Here is a 13621-nt window from a genome sequence, read left to right as displayed (position 1 = left end):
CAGGTCTTACTGTCCCTGCCTGGCATCCCACTGCCAGAACGTATCCCCGTAAGCACTGCCCTTGAAACTCGGCATGACCTCTCCCTTCTTGAAATAACGGCGGGAGCCCGCTTTTGCCGGGGTGAACCACCAGCCGGACTCAGGGCACGGCTGACCACCGGGGGTTCGGGGAGGGCGTACCGGAACATCAACCGGCTCGACAGCGTCGTCGTACTCGCCTTCAATCTGTTCGACGAAGTACCACTTGCAGGAGTTGAGTGCCATACCTTCGTTTCTCAGGAAACGACTGGCCATATTCGGGTTATCCAATTCCGAAGGGGAGAAGTTGCGCCCTCTTAGGTTGCGCACAAAAGTCTCGTATTCCGAAGGTGCGTATTGTTTGACCGCGTTAACAAGCTCGGGGCCTTTGACCCAAAAGTTATCCCTTCCCGCTGCTTGAATGATCTTTCTTCCCAGATCATTGAAAGTGACGCATTTCCCAGGGCTGCCGTTGGTTTCCCCTCCTGTCCAACAAAACTGGAGCGCCCCTAGCGGGTCGTCTTGAGGTACATACACGCCTGTGCGTGGCGGCTTCTTCCCCGTCTCCGCTTCGACAGCCATATGGACGACATACTTGGGGAGTCGGGGGAAAAGGTGGGCTATCCCCGGGTTGCTCGGGTCAGTGCGGGAGCCGTACCAATACGAATTAAAGGCGCTTTCCGTCATGTTTTTTGGTGGTCCAATCAGGCTGTCGATATAAGTGGCATAGCCGTAAACTTCGCTGAAAGCCTCCTCGAACTGTTTTTCCTCCTCGGGGGTAGTCCAGCCCATGGATAGGTTCCGGAGCATGCCGGAGCAGTTTTCTGCGCCTGTGTTGCTATAAACCTCAATGGCCCGCCGGGCGATCTGATGAATCACACTTTGCCGCCATTCCTTCAACGCCGGGAAGCCGTAGGTGCTCCAGTTGGCCGCGGTGTCCCGCCATCCCCAGCGCGGATTGGCGATGTACTGGTCCCGGCCCTGTTGAAGCGCCGTATCAAGAGTGATTTCCGTGTCACCGATCAGCACATCCAGCCGGTCCTTCAGGCCCTGTAAGTACGCCTGCGAGGTGTAGTGATACAGCACCGTGGCCTGACGCTTTTGCCATACGTTCAGGGTCATAGGCGAGCCGCTCATGAGCCGTCTCCTTGTTTCGTCACTTGCCCAGGCAGATTAGGCAGGCCCAGTTTGACGTCCTCCAACTGGGCGTCGAAGTCCGTGGTGCCCCAACCAGTATCATAGGGACCTTGGATGCGCGGGTCATTGACGGCTTCCCGCAGACTGACGTGACGAGCCTTTTCTGCCTCTGGTAAGTCTTTAAAGGCGGAGTAGTCCAGTTCTGTCGGGTCCAATCGTCCACTCATGTCATCGGACTGCCGGAAAAACCGGAAAGTATCTGAAACGGTACCGGTCGGATTGCCTTGATCTGCAGTCATAATAACGATTTGCTCCCATCCGCCTTCCAGATACTTGCCTTCCATTTCAGGCACTTGCTCCAAGACCTGACTGGCGGCGGGACCACGCCACACATTCACACGGCCTCCTGCGGGGATATCCAGCACCACGAATTGCCCATTGGGGTTCCACTGGGGCCACACCGCCAGGAATTGACGCCAATCGCTTTTCGGGTCCTCCGCCTGTTTCATCAACCTCATAAAGTCTTCCTCCAACATCCAGCAGTCTCCGGCTGCGCCGTTGGAGGGTGAAGTCACACGATATAGCTTTTGCGGTCCCTCAAGGACATCGGGGCGAACACGATGAAATGTAGTAATCTGCCTATCTGATAGCATTGGAAAGTCGCTGTTGGTGAGCCGCTTCTCCTCCAATAAATCAAGCCAGTCTCCCCGTAGATCATCCATAAGATCCCCATCCTTAGGATTTAACCCCGGGTGCGGCGGCTCGCCTTCCTTCAACCACCGCGGCGGTGGGTCTGACTGGCGCATCAAGGTCACGGCCTTGGTTTGAGGCAGTGTTCCTCGGAAATGCACGTTGAGGGTGTTGACCCGGGCGCCGCGGTACAGCAGGTGCTCAGCGTCCAGGCGGCGGATGATCTGGTCCAGCACCTCCTGGATCGGAGCAATTGCCTCGCCGACATAGTTGTCGAATTGCCGGCGAATCTTCAGCACGGTCTCCAGGACCGCTTGGGCGCGGGCCCCTACGACAGGGACGAGTTTCACCTTGTCCGTCAGTTCGCGAAATTTTGCGATGCCGGTGTCGAACGCCCGAGTCAGACTTCCAGGATCTACTCTTCCTTTCAACTTGCGGGTTTCGTTGGCGAGATAGCCGAAGATGTCATCGATCTTAAGGGCCTTCCAGTACTGCTCCACCTCTTTCTTGCGCAGGAAAGTGATCACCCAGGTCATGGCCTCTTCTATCGCTGTGGCAAGCTGACGCCCTCCAAAACGGCGGACAAACAGGAAGAAGATCTTCAACACACCCTTGAGCAGTGAACCCAGGGAGGGGATAAGGCCAATCAGCGTCAGACACAACGCGATCCAGGACCATTTGTCCGAGCTGTCCTCATTGAGGTGCATGCAGTTCGCGATGATGTCGCGCACATCGCATATTTGATCCACCACCGGGATCATCGAAATCGCGGCGTCGAACGTGACCTGTCCGGTACTGCGATCCAGGTTGAAATCCCCCTGAATCGCTTCCCACAGCCAGATCGCCACATCGCGGCGCCCCTCATCAAAACGGACATAGGTGTCGGTCAGGAATGCCAGGGCGTCCCGTAGCTCCTGTTCCGTTGTGGGGCCGTTGCCAGGCGGGCTCATGTTTGTGACTCCTTCACTGAACGACGCTTCCTTGATAGTCCGGTGTGCCTGGCGTCTCAGGCATGGTTATCACCGGCGTCTGGAATTTGAAGATCGAAGAGGGAGGCAAAGGGCTGATCGGTCTCCGGTGTGCGCGGTTTGTACACCACGTTCTCCACCGGCTTATTGTCCACTCGTTCGTGCCGGCCTTCGCCGTTCGCGTCCAACTGTCCCGACACCGTGGGACCGTCCTGGAACAGAATGTCGTAATCCGCCTGGGCGATGCCCACCCCCGTATCGGGATCTCGATAATCCAACGCGATCCAATCCACCGCCTCCTGGGTTGGAAGGTCTGACTTGGCAGAGGGCAGGGCTGGTATCGAAACGCTGCCGGCCTGGCCCGGCTCCAACGACTTTATGGAACCTTTGATGGTGAAGGTACCGGGGCAGCGGAAGAAGATGTTGGCGCCGTCGAGGACGATTTCCACCTCACCGCTTTGCAGGGTGATTTTTTCCTTAGCGAGGACGCTGACCTTGCCTTCACTGCTGGTGGCGGTGATGGCCTGGTCGGCGAGCAGTTCCAGCGGCCCGCCGTTGGCCTGCAGGGAGACCGGGCCGTTTTCGCTGATGATCTTGAGCGGGCCTTTGTGGCTGTAGAGGCCGGCGCTGCCACCGCTGGCCAGGGCGAGGTTGTCGCCGGCGCTGATGTGGCCGTCGCTCTGGGTGGTGATGTGCAGGTGCTCGCCGGCCATGGCGGCGGCGCTTTTGTCGCTGTTGAGGACGATGTGGTCCGGGCTTTCCAATACCAGTTTCGGATCGGCGAAGGTTTCCACCGGCTGGTCGCTGTCTTCCCGGCTGCCAGGCTTCGGTTTGAACGGCGACTGGCCAGCCACCGGAGCGGTGTAGCGGCCGTCCACTTGCGGGTCCAGAGCCTCGCGGAAGGCGGTTTGCGCGGCATTGCCGGCCAGGCCCGGCGCGCCAGCGGCGGTGGCGGCATCATGCAGGGCCTGGGCGGTGCGTTCCGCGCCTTTGAGCTGGGCCACCGCTTCATTCATTTCCATCTGGGTGCCCTGGCCCTTGGCCTTGGCGCTGGCCGATATCAGCAATCCACGGCCGGCGCGCACGGTGGTCCAGGCCTGGGTGGCCAGTTCCCAGCCCTGGCCGCGCAGGGCGCCACGCCGGGTGGGTCCCGGGGTGACACTGTAATCCACCAGATAGCCCAGCCCCAGACCGCTGCGGGCCAGGCTGGTTTCCAGCCGCACGCTCACCTGTTTCGGGGTGTCGTCCAGCAGCAGACGCTGCAGGGTCGGGCTGTGGTCGCCCTTGCCGTCGTGCTCCCGGGTTTGCAGGCCGCTGACGGTGCCGGCGTGGTTGGTGCCGTCTTCCCGGGCGACGCCGAACGGCGGCTTCACTTCGCCGTTGTAGAGTTGGCCGATGACTACTGGCTGGTCGATGTCCCCCTGGCGGAACTCGACCAAGACCTCGCTATCGATCCGGGGCAGGAAGTTGGCGCCCCAGTTGGGACCAGCCAGAGCCTCGGCCACCGGTACCCAAATCCCCGAAGACGCATCGCCAAGGGCATGACCCGATTTGGGGGCACCGGTATCGTTAAGGCCACCGGGGTTGGGAGCGTCCCCGCGCTGCCAAGTGTATTGGATGCGCACCTGGTGGTCGCGACTGCTGGTCACGGCGTCGCCGGGGTGGCCCACCACTCTCGCCAGCAGCGGGCCGCCCACCTCGGGCTTGGGGCGGGGCAGAGGGGCTATGGGAGTGGTGGCCGGAATGGCCAGGAAAGCGTTGCGGTACTGGCCGGCCTTGAGGGTGTCGTCGCCGAGCAGCTCGCCAGCGTGGCCCAGGTTGTTCACCGCTGCGTGTTCCACCACCAGAGCCACATAGGGCCCTTCATCGCAACGTGGATGGCCGCTCAAGGTAAAGGCTTCACCGGTGGCCAGGGTGCGTACCCGACTTTCGCCGCGATGGACCCGTTGTAACACCCGCAAGGCATCCAGATGGTGGCCGGCGGTCCGTTCCGCCTGTTCGGCGCTGTCGAAGCGGGCATCCTGGCGGTGCCAGTAGATCTCCCGTACTGGCAGACCATCTGGGTCGGTGGCTTCGGCGCGACCAGTGACGGTGCGTACCTTGCCGCTGTGCCAGCTGGCCACCTGCACCGCGTTGGGGGTGAGGCGGCTACCGTCGGTGAAGCGGGTCACCGAAGGTCGGCTTTCCTCGGAGCGGTCATTATGGAAATCCAGGGAGGGACCTTCCGGCAGGCGGGCTTGCTGGTCGAACACCACCAAAGTCACCGGCGGGCCGCCGTCCTCGGCATCCTCTTGGCCGTCCTGGCGATGCTCAAAACGCCATGCCAGCCCGTATTCCGCCATCAATCGCTGACAGAAGGCCCACTGGCTTTCCCGGTACTGGGTGATCATGGGCCGTTGCGGCAGCGGGACCATGAGATCGAAGCGGACGGCGGCTTCGGGGTATTCGCCGATGATGCGTTCGATAACGTCTTGGGCGGAGCACTGAGGGAAGATCTCGCTGTTCAGGCGCTCTTCCAGCCAGAAACTCCAGGAACCCAGGATCAACTCGCAGCGGGGCAAACCGTCCATGTCCCGGTATTGATAGGAGTCTACACAGACGCCGTGCCAGCGGCGCCAGCCGCCATCCGGACAGCGCAGGGACAGCGTCATCGGCTGGCCGTTCAAGACGTCACCAATGTCCTCATCCCGACGGTCCGAGCCGGTAATGAAGCAGTCGATGGTGAAGGTGTACAGGCCGCAGACTTCCTCGCGGCCCCGGAAGCGCTCCACCACCAAGCCTTCCGCCGCGGCGTCGATTTCGATCAGGCGTTGCTGTTGGAGTGGCGTGGCCAGGGCAGCCAGGATATCGCGGCCAAGCGAAAAGGGATTGGTCATGGAAATCCTTCTCCAATATCTATCATCAGCGAATCCGGCTGAGTTCAGCGAAGCATAGCAAGCTCGGGCAGGGCGTCAACCTGGGGGACTGAGCCCCTGAAGGGTACCCGTTACCCACACGAGATACGTCTTGACTGTTTGACCATTACGCCGTGTCGGAATAACGTCGCCGCCAGGGCCCCGAAGGCGGGAATGGCAACCATAGCGCAGAATCTGAGTATCCTCCGTGAAAGTCAGAAGATGCCCATTGGCGGAAAGGGCGGTGATTCCGCTTATCACGCCGGTGCTCAGGCAGACCTCCGGTGATATCCATTGGTCTCCATAGTGTACTTGCAGCCGCTCCGCACGGATCACCATGGTGTCAGCCAGCAGCAATTCAGCCCCTCCCGGCAAGATGATTCGAAGGGCATCAGGATAGGCATCCGGATGAAAAGGATCTCGACGGCACAGCTCGGCGCGTTCATCCAGAACCTGTTGTGCCCGCCATTGGTAATCCTCAAACAGGGCGTGCCAGTCGATCATGGGTGTTGTCCCTGCTGCCATCTTGCTTACGGGGCAGAGCAGCAATGCGCTCTTGCATTGTCGAAAGTGTCTGACCTTCAGATCCAGAATAAAAGGTGCAGCGACATTGTGGAACAATAAGGTCACCGTTGACAAAAAACAGGCATTGATTTGCCGCTTTCTCGTGGCTCAGTATTTGCCGCTGACTTTATAAAGGGACGGGACTTTCAGAAACATGTCATCATCGTCGTCGAAGGGCGGTGCCAAGCCATCCTCCGAGGACGCTCTGCGACGTATGCCGCGAAGCGCTTATATGAATGCCCGTCAACGGGGCTTTCTTTCGAGCATGTCTGGTCGACCTGAAGCGGAGGATGGAGGCCGACCTGACAGATCATTTCCGTCACTTTCGGCTTGGGGATCGTGATGGAGGCGATATGGCCATGAACCTCATGGCGTTACTGGATGATAGTGAGGCGGTGCAGGAGCGACTGGACAACGGTCAATACGGCTATTGCTTGGAAACGGGGAAGCCGATCGATATTGAGCGTATGCTGGCGAATCCCATCGCCTAATACACGGAGGAGGTGGAGGCAAGACGGATGCCGCCACCGCAATGAAGGATGGAGAACGCAGGATGCGAGAGCTGATTCAGGCGGCTAAGGCCGCGAGCCGAGTCTTTGACCAACTGTTTGCGGAAGCGGTAGAACCGTTGGGCCTGCCCGCGGTGCAGGCAGAAGTGGTTTTACTACTGTATGAGAAGGGCCCCCTAACGGCGACGGTACTGAGCGAGCTGACCCGGGTTCGTCCGGGTAATCTGACCCGAATCATTGATAGACTGGCTTTCGAGGGATGGGTGGAACGCAGCGCCAATCCTGAAGACCTTCGGCGTGCCAATATCCTGCTCACCGCCAAAGGCGAGGATACTGCCCATCAGATTCAGAAACTCCAGCAGCCGATCCTGGATTGGGGGAAGGCCCATGTTGGGGAGCAGGAGTTGCGACAGGCTATTCGTACTTTATGGCGGTTGGCGAAGAGCCAGCTCACATAGGGGCGATACGTTTTAAGTTTTTATAAGGCAACGTCAGCATAGGAAATGGTGATCATGGACGATGTGATTCGGATGACGCCTGAGAACCTGATTCAGTCGGCATTTGGGAATGCGCTGTTCAAGCAAGTGCCCACGCTGGTCGCGATCTGTGGCACGGTTACGGAGTTAAGAGTCTGGCAGAAGGATAACGAAGTCAAAATAATCTACGGAGACCTGGAATTCGATGGATACAAGATTCAATTCCGCTGTAGCCCTGAAGTGGCGCCTCGGCAAGGCGATTTCGTAGAACTCTTTGGTTCGCCAACCCTCAGTAGGCGGGCGATGAAAGAAGGAAGGGCGGACCTCATACTGTCCGCCACCAGCACAATCACACTTTCCCCACCAGAATCGAGGCCCTTGACGGGAATTTCGAGCCCTGACGTCGTGCGGATGAGCTTGAAGGCGTTTTTGTCCGTTCATGACGTGAGCGACCTGTGTGTATTTTGTACTGAAACGGCGGAAGGCGATATAAGGAAAGCGCTTAATGAACAAGGGCATCCAAGCCTTCCGCTTCGATTTATTCGTACCAAATTTTCTGAAACCGGCTTCCGGGAAAGGATCGCGGAGTATCGGAATGATCCCAGAATGAAAGCGGTGGTGGTCGCCAGAGGAGGCGGTGAGGGGCTGGATGAAGTGGGTGGCAGCGTTCATGCCGTCAACGATTTGGTTGAGTTGAAACGGCCGATTTTTACCGCTATGGGGCATGCGGACAATGTCATGCTGATTGAGAAGTATGCGAGCGAGCATTTTCCCCTGCCGTACGCAATGGGGGTAGAGATAGCGTCTTGGCTTGACGATAAAAACAAGGCCGATCAGCAAAGACAGCGAATTATCCGGTTATCGAATGAGAACAAGCGGTTGGGGGACGATAAGGACAGTTTGTCTTCCCAACTTGAGGATCAGCGGCGATCCAGGCGAATGTACAGAGGCGTTAGTATTGTGCTTGCACTTGTGCTCGTCATCGGGGCCCTACTGGTGTTGGGAGGAGAGGAAGGGTTGCTCACCCGCCTCTAGCCCTGGAATCAGATTGGCTTTTGAGGCGGACAGAGAAAACATCAAAAAGCAATTCGGAGTGGAAACAGGGGGGACGTCGCCGGGAAACGGGGTTGACCTGCCGCAGGGTGACCCCACGTGCCGCCTGTTGCCTTCGGCACGATAGACAACCCGCTATCTGTGGACAGCCTTCAACAAATATAGTAACGTACCTACATTGGAGTTTCGTGTAGGAGGTGACGCCATGACCATCACGACGTTATCCAGCCGGGAGCTTAATCAGGACGTTTCCCGCGCAAAGAAGGCGGCCAAGAGTGGTCCGGTGTTCATCACGGACCGCGGCAAGCCGGCTCATGTGCTGCTGAGTATTGAGGAATACCAGCGGTTGACAAAGCAACGCCGGAACATCGCTGATGCCCTGGCTATGCCAGACGTTGCGGACATCGAGTTTGAACCGCCGCGTGTGGCCATCGACACCCAGCCGGCTGATTTCTCATGATGTTCGTTCTGGACACCAACGTTGTGTCTGAACTACGAAAGGTTCGGGTTGGTAAAGCTGATCCAAACGTTGCGGCATGGACGGAAAGCGTCGATGCCGCCGAGCTTTTTGTCTCCGCCATTACCATCATGGAGTTGGAGCTTGGCGTGTTGTCGATTGAGCGCAAAGACGCTACCCAGGGGGCTGTGCTGCGTTCGTGGTTGGAGCAACACGTGCTGCCGGAGTTCTCCGGGCGGACGTTGCCCGTTGATACCGCCGTGGCGCAACGCTGCGCCCGGTTACACGTCCCCGACAAGCGTGGCGAGCGTGATGCGCTCATTGCGGCAACGGCGCTTGTGCATGGAATGACGGTTGTTACTCGTAATGTGGCCGATTTCGAGCCGACAGGAGTGCCCATCCTCAACCCGTGGGAGGGGGGAAATGAAAGGTCGAAGGCATGAAGAGGCTACCGCCCAACTTGCTCTGCCATACCCACTGAGGCAAACTGGCCATTAATTGTACAACTTCGACGACCCAGGAGGGCGTCATGACCACCCTGAACCAGGAACAGCATCGTAAAGCCGAGAACGCGCGGCATTGGACGGAGCAGGCACAGCAGCCGGCCTCCGAACCGATGGCGTGGCGGGATTGCCTGCGCGCAAAACGTCCGAAGGCTCAGAACCAGGAAGCGGGAACCCGTGCTGAAGAGGCTCGTGCCTGGGCAGAGAGCCCCGAACCGGCGCCCACGGCCAAAGGTAAGGTTTCTGGTCGTCAGACGGCGTGGATCCTGGCGGCGCTGCTCATTGGTCTGCCTCTGGTTCTACTGGTATTCGGTTCTTGGCTGGAATGGGCTTTTGCCTGGATTGCGGTTGCCATTATCGGGCTTCTCGCAATCGGAGTCTTTGGGCGAGGCCTTATGAATGGTGGCTTGATAGCGTTTCTCCCCGACGAAGATGACTCCAGCTCATCATTCGGTGCGACCGATGATGATGAGCACCTAAATAGCTTGTCATTGGATCAACGGAATCCCTATAACTGGTGAAGAAGGGCAAGTCTAAAGCTTGCCCTTTATGATTATTTTTTTCCCTTTGCCTTCCCGGCTACCTGGTTGGCGGCACTTGGACCTTTCCCGCCGGCATCACTGGCACCTTGTTGGCCACCCTTAATAGCGGTTGATGCTGCCTCGCCACCCCTGTATCCAGCCCATGCAAGCATGCTCATCCATAGAGCAGGCAATACCAGGTACATGGAGAAACTGACGAACCACCGGATGCTCTTCTCTTTACTGTTCCCTATGCCCGCCAACCAGCCTTCCATGTCGGCGCCGTAGAGGATCTCAGTCAGGTTGTTGTCCAACCACGCCGCCAATTGCCACCAAAACGTCATAAACACGGTGCCGAACATGATGAAGGTGAAGAGCCCCGTGACTTTCCAGGAGTACCCGGAAAACACCAGGATGAAGGGCAGGGCCATGATCATGGCCATCAGCGTCAACCACTGCACCATGGGCAGGGCGTCCACCATGATCGCTTTCGCAGGGGCTGCGGCCGCAGCGGCGGCCCCCATCCCCACAAACCCAGCCGCGTCGTTGGCCAGGCGGGCCACCCAGCCACTCAGCCCCTCGTCCGCAAAGGTGCTGCCGTAACCTGGCTTCCGGGACGGGCGGGGGTTGCCTTTGAGCACCCGGCGCAGGGCCGCATCCTCGGCGGAGCTGGTCCCGAATACCGTGGAGAGGGCGCTTTGGGTGTCCGCATCCACCTGGTCCATCAAGCGGGACCGCAGGCCCACGCCCGACGTTTCCCACCATTCCTTACAAGTGGGATAGCCCGGCTGGCCGGGTCCGGTGCTGGATCGCCCGGCATCCCGGTTGGCATCATACGGAAAGCCCTGAGTCGGCTTGTCGGCGTACAGGCTGTCGTAATAACCAGGAGTGTTGAGGAAGTAGCTGGACCCGATCCAGTCCACATCAAGCGTCACATCTGGCGGTACGCTGTTGCCGTCGGAATCGCGCAGTAGCTTGGTGCGCGCCATCCCGAAACACCACTGCTGAAATTCGTTCAGCTGATACCGCAGCTTGGGGTCTTTGACGACCGTTTCATCCAGCTTCTGAGCGACGTGCTGGTAGGCCGGTTTGCAGGGTAGGGAGGCCACCGCGGCATTGGTCGCGCCGTGAGACACCGCGTGAACGGCCGCCCACCACAGAGGGATTTGGGCCGACATCCCAGCACCAGTACCCCCGGTGCTGTCGTAGACGGTGGTGCCGCACTGCTGGAAGTGCGTTTGGTCGTATTCGCCCGTCTGGAAGTTAACGCTCATGATCGGCGCGGTGCAGAAGCCGTAGATCAGGATCATGGCGTAGAAACCGGCCTCGATCCGGTTCAGCGTGAGGAGACCTTTGTTGCCTTCGTCCTCTCCCTCCCGGCGGGCTTGGTACCACTCTCTGAGCACCAGAGCAACGAAGGGCAGGGCGGCGACCATGCTCTCGTTGAGCATGCCCCAGATGGCGTTGTTCACCACCCAGCCGAGCACCAAAACGACATGCTCGAAATATCCGAAGGTCATCAGATCCGCGCTCATTGGGTACCTCCGGCGTAAGACAGGACGTTGAACAGTTCCAAGGTGGCGATAACGATCACAACAGCCCGTTCACTGCGGCCCAACCGGTACCGCGCGGCGGCGCCGCCATCTTGGTCGCGTGCCACTGAGACCAAGATCCGGGGTCGCCAGCGGCGCCAGTAGAGCACCCCTATAACGAGATAAAGCCCCAAGCGCCAGACCACCCACCACGGCGTCAGGCGGGTCATGAGGGCATGCCATTCCTGCAGACCGCCCGCCAAGAGGCTGCCAATGGCGGTCACCGCCACGCTCAAACCAAGCAGGATGGCCCATAGGCCGAAAAACAGCTTCCAGCGGGACAGGTGGCTCCAGCGAGCAGGGTGGTACCAGGCGGGGCGTTCAGGCATGGCGGGATCCGGTGTCTGACAATCACGATGCTGACCATGCTGCCCGTAGTGCGATTCGGATCAATGGAAAACCCTAACGTCTTGGTGTTGAATTTTAGGTGGGGCTTTTGACTGACGCGCTGGATTAAATGTGGGAGCAGGGAATGCAGAGGATACGGTCGGCCTATTGTGTGGATCTCAACAGGACGGTTTCTGTCGGCGAGGCGCGGATGGCCTATTTTTCGATGGATCCTCGGCCCAAGAAATTTCACTATCTTTGTAGCCATCCGGCTTGCCAAGCTAAGGGGGTTCGTATCGTAGGCGCGAACGTCCACAAGCTGGCGAAGGATGAGCGGTACTATGCGACGCCTTATTTTCGGACACACCCCGGGGACCTGCATGTCGCTGGTTGTCCCTGGTTGGGTGACGAGGAACCCGTTAAACAGAGAGAAGGCGAATCGGAAACGGATTTTCTGCAGAGACAGGCGAGGGCGAAACTGACGGACTTTATCGGCTTATTCGACCCTGGCGACAATGAGCAGGGAGAGGGGGGCGAAGTTAGCTCGGTTGCGCAGGGGGCCAATCTCGCCGGCGGATTGTCACAGGCGCATGCCGGTGCATCAGGGGCCTCTCGGCAACCAGGGCATTCTCAGACGAAGCTTCTGGATCGTTTGGTAGACACCTTTGAAGAGTCGAGACACCTGCTGACGCGAGAAGAACGAGCCCGTTTGACGATTCAGGTGAAAGGGGAAGGGACGGTCCCGTTGCTGAGCTACTTTTGGCACATCGCGCGCTGCTATCCGGGGTTACGTAACCGGGTCATCTACGGCGGTGCGCACCTGAAGTCATATCGAGAGGGGTTCCGTCTCACGTTCATCGATAAGATGGACGCCCCAGACGGTGAGGGAGCCTGCAATGTTGTTTTGTATATCGCCCCCCAAAGAATGCGCGAGTACCGATATCGTGGCTATATCCAGGAGGTGATCCGTCGGGACCCGCCGTACATCAAGGTCTTTGCATTAGGCAAAATGACGTTCAATCCGGAATGGCGCGTCATGGAGGTTTACATCGACAGCTTGAACCACTTGGCGCTGCGCTCACCGCAATAATGCGCGGTGAGCATGTCGTTGTCCGAGCCCTGGCTCAGGAACAACAGGGTCTGCCAGGCGTCCAGATCATCCACCGCCTCCCACTCCAGAATGCCGTCGAGGACGTCATCCTCGGAGGGCCAATTCGTTCGGCCTGTAATGGCCATCTGGACGGTGATGTCTTGCTTTGCCCCCGTGATGTCCGCACACCAATACACCCGGCCTGCGACACGAAAAGCAGAGAGCCAAGTACGCCGTGGTGATCCCGCGTGGCGTTGGATACGTTCCCGGAGCGTGGCAAGACGATCTTGACTATCGGGGTTAAGCCTACTGTCGCCGTTGGGGCCAATCTGAAAAAGCGGCTCAGGACGGGGGACCGTCTGAGCAAGACCGACCTGCGCCCGGAAAAGCGCATCGAGTTGGCACGTGCCCTGGGTGGGTGCGGCCAATGGCTGAGGCTCACCAAGATGAAGCTGTGGATGCAGAGGCGTTGCGGCGCGAACCTCGGAATAGGCTTGATCCGGATAGTACGCGGTTGCGGCGCGCACAATGTCGTCGAGGGCATCAAAATCCACGTCGGGCCGACCGGCGTAGAGTGGGAAGAGAGGCCAGAGAGCCTCGACAAAGCGGGTGGTCAACCGGTCATTCTGGATGATGCCGACACCGATATTGAACCGTTCTTGCCGGATGGGGTCGGGCTCCAGTTGGAAGGGGAACCAAAGGGGCGTTGCAGACACCATGGGCTCGCCTCACCGATTGGTCATGGGAAAAAAGGTGCCGGGCGCATCCTGTGCTACGGCCTGGATTGATCGCGATCCGAACAGCACACACAGGAGACCCGGC

The 13621-nt window shown here is 59.0% G+C and carries 15 protein-coding genes; 8 read left to right on the top strand and 7 right to left on the bottom strand.

From position 1 onward, the window contains the following. Positions 1-6: 6 nt before the first annotated feature. From RYH70_RS16890 to RYH70_RS16875, 4 genes are all read right to left on the bottom strand, one after another. Positions 7-1155, bottom strand: coding sequence for a hypothetical protein (locus RYH70_RS16890; RefSeq protein ID WP_014994444.1), 1149 nt, complete (start codon positions 1153-1155; stop codon positions 7-9). After that, positions 1152-2795 (bottom strand): hypothetical protein, encoded by a 1644-nt coding sequence (locus RYH70_RS16885; protein WP_316310236.1) that lies wholly within the window; start codon positions 2793-2795, stop codon positions 1152-1154. Before RYH70_RS16885 ends, RYH70_RS16890 begins: the two co-directional genes overlap by 4 nt. 56 nt (positions 2796-2851) lie before the next feature. Then, positions 2852-5689 carry a type VI secretion system Vgr family protein gene (locus RYH70_RS16880; protein ID WP_317009439.1) on the bottom strand — a complete coding sequence of 946 codons (2838 nt, stop codon included), beginning with the start codon at positions 5687-5689 and terminating at the stop codon, positions 2852-2854. Between the two features lie 75 nt (positions 5690-5764). Further along, entirely contained in the window at positions 5765-6211 is a 447-nt protein-coding gene (locus RYH70_RS16875) for a hypothetical protein (protein ID WP_317009438.1), read from the bottom strand. Between the two features lie 413 nt (positions 6212-6624). Here RYH70_RS16875 and RYH70_RS16870 point away from each other — a divergent pair, with 413 nt between their 5' ends. The 6 genes from RYH70_RS16870 (at position 6625) to RYH70_RS16845 (ending at position 9790) form a co-directional block, all read left to right on the top strand. Further along, positions 6625-6762 carry a TraR/DksA family transcriptional regulator gene (locus tag RYH70_RS16870; RefSeq protein ID WP_163128124.1) on the top strand — a complete coding sequence of 46 codons (138 nt, stop codon included), beginning with the start codon at positions 6625-6627 and terminating at the stop codon, positions 6760-6762. A 62-nt stretch (positions 6763-6824) separates the two neighbouring features. Then, positions 6825-7238, top strand: coding sequence for a MarR family winged helix-turn-helix transcriptional regulator (locus RYH70_RS16865; protein WP_317009437.1), 414 nt, complete (start codon positions 6825-6827; stop codon positions 7236-7238). A gap of 54 nt (positions 7239-7292) precedes the next feature. Further along, positions 7293-8291 carry a hypothetical protein gene (locus RYH70_RS16860; protein WP_317009436.1) on the top strand — a complete coding sequence of 333 codons (999 nt, stop codon included), beginning with the start codon at positions 7293-7295 and terminating at the stop codon, positions 8289-8291. Positions 8292-8514: 223 nt separating this feature from the next. Continuing rightward, a complete protein-coding gene (locus RYH70_RS16855; RefSeq protein WP_317009435.1) occupies positions 8515-8769 on the top strand; it encodes a type II toxin-antitoxin system Phd/YefM family antitoxin in 255 nt (84 codons plus the stop codon). Then, a complete protein-coding gene (locus RYH70_RS16850; RefSeq protein WP_317009434.1) occupies positions 8766-9209 on the top strand; it encodes a type II toxin-antitoxin system VapC family toxin in 444 nt (147 codons plus the stop codon). Before RYH70_RS16855 ends, RYH70_RS16850 begins: the two co-directional genes overlap by 4 nt. Positions 9210-9295: 86 nt before the next feature. After that, the gene (locus RYH70_RS16845; RefSeq protein ID WP_026949782.1) at positions 9296-9790 is read left to right on the top strand and encodes a hypothetical protein; all 495 of its coding nucleotides are present in this window, start codon (positions 9296-9298) and stop codon (positions 9788-9790) included. A 32-nt stretch (positions 9791-9822) separates the two neighbouring features. Here the strand turns inward: RYH70_RS16845 and RYH70_RS16840 are convergent, their stop codons facing one another. Next, positions 9823-11325: a conjugal transfer protein TraG N-terminal domain-containing protein gene (locus RYH70_RS16840; protein WP_317009433.1), complete on the bottom strand. Its 1503-nt coding sequence runs from the start codon at positions 11323-11325 to the stop codon at positions 9823-9825. Next, the gene (locus RYH70_RS16835; protein WP_026950066.1) at positions 11322-11711 is read right to left on the bottom strand and encodes a hypothetical protein; all 390 of its coding nucleotides are present in this window, start codon (positions 11709-11711) and stop codon (positions 11322-11324) included. Before RYH70_RS16835 ends, RYH70_RS16840 begins: the two co-directional genes overlap by 4 nt. Positions 11712-11854: 143 nt before the next feature. On the opposite strand from RYH70_RS16835, the gene RYH70_RS16830 reads away from it, so the two are divergent. Further along, positions 11855-12799, top strand: a complete 945-nt coding sequence (locus RYH70_RS16830) for a hypothetical protein (protein ID WP_026950067.1) — start codon at positions 11855-11857, stop codon at positions 12797-12799. On the opposite strand, the gene RYH70_RS16825 is transcribed toward RYH70_RS16830, so the two are convergent. After that, on the bottom strand, positions 12754-12945 hold the full coding sequence (locus RYH70_RS16825) for a hypothetical protein (protein WP_155854875.1): 192 nt from the start codon (positions 12943-12945) through the stop codon (positions 12754-12756). The two genes, RYH70_RS16830 and RYH70_RS16825, sit on opposite strands and share 46 nt — an antisense overlap. 102 nt (positions 12946-13047) lie before the next feature. Here RYH70_RS16825 and RYH70_RS16820 point away from each other — a divergent pair, with 102 nt between their 5' ends. After that, positions 13048-13587 (top strand): hypothetical protein, encoded by a 540-nt coding sequence (locus RYH70_RS16820; protein ID WP_026950068.1) that lies wholly within the window; start codon positions 13048-13050, stop codon positions 13585-13587. Positions 13588-13621: the final 34 nt, after the last annotated feature.

It is taken from the genome of Alloalcanivorax xenomutans, from assembly GCF_032810065.1.
GTDB classification, from domain to species: Bacteria; Pseudomonadota; Gammaproteobacteria; order Pseudomonadales; family Alcanivoracaceae; genus Alloalcanivorax; species Alloalcanivorax xenomutans.
Note: the sequence above shows the minus strand (reverse complement) of the source record. Positions and strands in the feature narration are given on the sequence as shown.